The organism is Paracoccus sp. (in: a-proteobacteria) (assembly GCF_030536915.1).
In the GTDB taxonomy this organism is placed as follows: Bacteria; Pseudomonadota; Alphaproteobacteria; order Rhodobacterales; family Rhodobacteraceae; genus Paracoccus.
On the sequence record NZ_JAUNPC010000157.1, the window covers coordinates 1 to 3,341 of the forward strand.

General features: G+C 70.3%; 3 protein-coding genes. All 3 read right to left on the bottom strand.

The window, feature by feature from the left end; translation table 11 throughout:
* Positions 1-85: 85 nt before the first annotated feature.
* Positions 86-739 (bottom strand): YjbF family lipoprotein, encoded by a 654-nt coding sequence (locus Q4F04_RS15065; RefSeq protein ID WP_303370610.1) that lies wholly within the window; start codon positions 737-739, stop codon positions 86-88.
* Positions 736-2,955, bottom strand: coding sequence for a YjbH domain-containing protein (locus Q4F04_RS15070; protein ID WP_303370611.1), 2,220 nt, complete (start codon positions 2,953-2,955; stop codon positions 736-738). The genes Q4F04_RS15065 and Q4F04_RS15070 overlap by 4 nt, the downstream gene beginning before the upstream one ends.
* Positions 2,956-3,057: 102 nt before the next feature.
* On the bottom strand, positions 3,058-3,341 hold a 284-nt coding region (locus Q4F04_RS15075; RefSeq protein ID WP_303370612.1), incomplete at its 5' end, for a hypothetical protein.

Consider the following 3,341-nt stretch of genomic DNA (forward strand, 5'->3'; position numbering starts at 1 on the left):
CCCTTTTCTTTTGCTTATCCGGCAAGGGCCGGCGCATGAAAAAGCCCGCCTTCCGGCGGGCCTTTGATGTCGCTGCGGGGCAGGATCAGTTCCGCAGCACCTGGATCGTCGCATGGCCCAGCCCCGGGCCGATCCACTGGCGCGAGACACCCGCCGCGGGCAGGTAGCTGTTCTCGAACTGCAGCCCGTGACCCTCGCAATTCTCGACCATGACGCCGGGATTGGGGCCGCGGCCGACCTGGCAGGCAAAGACAAGCGGCCGCTCCTGCCCGTCGCCGCTGTAATAGCGCATGACGCGCCGCGCGGGGCCGGACCCTCCGGCGGCGACAAGGGCCGCGGACTGTTCGGCCTCGGCCACCGACAGGTCGTGGCCGAGGCCGCGGGTGCCTGTCAGCATGAAGCCACGCATGATCAGCGCCTGCTCATTCTTCGTCATGTAGGTCCGCATCCCCCGGTTCTCGCCCGTCATGGCAAGCACCTGGGTAGTGCCGAGCCGTTCCAGCCCCACGAGGATCAGGGGGCCGGGGTTGACCGCCAGCGCCTCGGCCGCCATCGCCTGCGGATCGGGCGCCGCTACCGGTTCCGCCGGGGCCTTGCGCTGGGACAGCACGGCGCGGGCCAGCGAACCCCCGATCCCCGGTCCCGTCCCCGTGTCGCCGGAGGCCGAGCCGCCCGAGCATCCGGCGGCCAGAAGGGGCAGGGCCAGCGCCAGCGCGGCGCCCCGGATCATGCCGTTCATCGCCAGAACCTCCCCCAGCCGTCATACATCTTGGTCGAATGGCTGTCGCGCACGGCGTCGTACAGCCGGCCCTGCACCCGCACACGCTGGCCGCCGTCGCGGTTCAGCGAACTGATCGTGCCGCCCACCGTCCGTTTGGACGGTGTGCCGAGCGCGAAGGACAGCGGCACGCGGACGGTGATGCCCTTGTCGAACGAGCCTTCGCCATATTCCTCGGCCGACAGGTCGGTCTTGGTGGCATAGGCGCCGACCGACCAGCCGCTGGCGAATTCGCGCGTCAGCGTCACCGTGGCGCCATCGTCGCCCGCCAGATAGCGGCCCACGTCAAGCTGGCCCACGAAGCCGCCGCCGAACTCGTAATAGGCCGAGACGTGGCCGGTCGTGACCTCGTAATCGAGGAACTCGAAGGCGTCGCGGTAGTCGCGCTTGCGGACCCGGTTGACCTCGGCCCCGAGCGCGAGGCGCGAGTTCACCGGCTTCCACAGCGCCTCGGTCGAGACGCCGCCATACATGTTTTCCAGCAGGCCGACGGTCACGCGGGTATAGACGGTCGAGGTCGGCCGCGCGTTCCAGTTCAGCGTCAGGTTCGGGATGCGCGGATCGTCATTGCCGGAATACATCCGCCCGTCGGACCGGACGCGGTAAACGCCGTTGTTGCGGTCGGCGATCTCCTCGTCCGACAGGGCGAGGTATTCGTCGACCGACAGGCTTCCCGGCGCGTCCTGCTCGGCATTGCCGAACAGCCGCTGGCGCACCGTCCCGTTCAGGGTCAGGCCCGGCAGGATCTCGTAGGTGGCGCGGGCCGAGATGCCCACGTCATAGCGCAGCGGCTCGTCGGGATCGAACAACCCGGTGTTCAGCGAGGGTCCGATGGACCACTGGAAGCGCGGCGTGATGCCGGGGCTCTGCACCAGCCCGGCGGGGCGCGGCTGGGCGTCGGTCATCACCGCGGCATCGGCGATATGGCTGACCTCGGTGTTCTCAAGCCGCTCGACATCCGCGCGGCGGAAGGTCACGGACGAGGTCGGCATCCCGTTCTCGACCGAGGTCACGACCAGCGTTTCCACCGAGGGCGGCAGCGCACGGGTCATCAGGCGGACGGTGCGGCCCACCGCCTCGGCCTGCTGGATATAGCGGTTGTTGCGGATGCGGACCTCGGCGCGGGTTCCGGTCAGCGTCATCGACTGCAGCGTCTGGCCTTCCTTGGCCAGCGCGTCGCCCAGTGCCTTCTGGATCGCCGGCTGCGCGGTCGGGTCCGCCGACCAGGTGCCCGCCCAGCCCTCGGGGTCGGCGGCGACGGCGGGACGCGGGCGCACGGGCGCCGGGGCCCGTTCCAGCCCCGAAGGATAGGGCGCCTGCCGCGGGTTCAGCGTCATGCTGGCGGTGACGCCGAAATGCGTGCCGCCCAGCACATAGGCGCCGATCTGGTAATTGCGCCCGACCTGGTAGGTCAGCCCGAGGTTGATGTTGTTCGACAATTCGTCGTCGTCGCTGAGCCAGGCCGAGCGGGCGCAGTTTTCCGCGTCCCCGGTCTCGCAGGCATAGTCGTCGCCGGAATATTCGGCCAGCAGGGTCAGCTTGTCATTGGCCTTCCACTGCAGGTTGACGAAGGGTGCGACCTCGCCCCGGAACCACTGGTCGGTGTTCAGGGTCCCGCCTTCCTCTTCGTCCGGCGCGCCCCGGTCGCCGATGGGCGAACCGATGCCGCCGGAACTGGCCAGCCGGCCCCAGCCGAGGCCAGCCGAGACCCGCAGGCGCGGAGCCAGGGTCTTGGTCGCGACGATGTATTCCGAGGCATAGAAGCCGGTGCCGATCATGTCCTGCAGGCCCACGGCCACGGCGGGCCGCCATCCGCCTTCGGATTCATCCAGCAGCGACAGGCGCAGGTCGAAGGACCGGTCACGGACATAGCCGCGCCGCTGCTCGGTGCTGTCGAACTTGCCGTACCGCAGCACGACCGTCGCGCGGGGCAGGATCTGGAAGCTGAGACCGACGGTGTTGCCGACCTCGGCATAGCTGAGGACCGCGCCGAGGGTGGCGTCGGGCATCATCTCGGCCGTGGGCGTGTCGATGACGCCGGGCAGGCCGTAGCGGTTGGTGACGGCGCCGATCATCGGGTCGGCGAAGCCCGCGCCGGCCGGGACCAGCGCCACCGCAACCGGCAGCGCCGTGGCCAGCAGGCGGCGGGTCAGGGGGGACGGGCGGGCCTTTGTCATGCGGACAGTCCTTTTGCGGTCAAGGCCGGGCGGGATGGAAGGGCGCCGGGCGCGCGGGCCCGGCAGGGTCGGCCGGGGCGGTCCTGCCGCCCCAGGCCGCGATCAGGCGGCACCGGCGGGCGTGGCGCAACCGGGCAGCGTGGTGCCGCGGGCGCGCAGGGTCGCGGTCAGCGGCTGGCCGCCGCAATCCTGCGCGTTCACCCGCAGGACAAAGGGCTGGCCGCCGAGGACGCCGATATATTCGACGCCACCCGAATAGGGGATGCGGCGGACCTCGATGTTGCTGGCATTTCCGCCCGCGGGCTGGAACCGGGCGGTCGAGCCGGCAACGGATGCCGTCCAGCCCTCGCCTGTGGCGGTCAGGTTCGTCACCGCCAGCGTCTCCG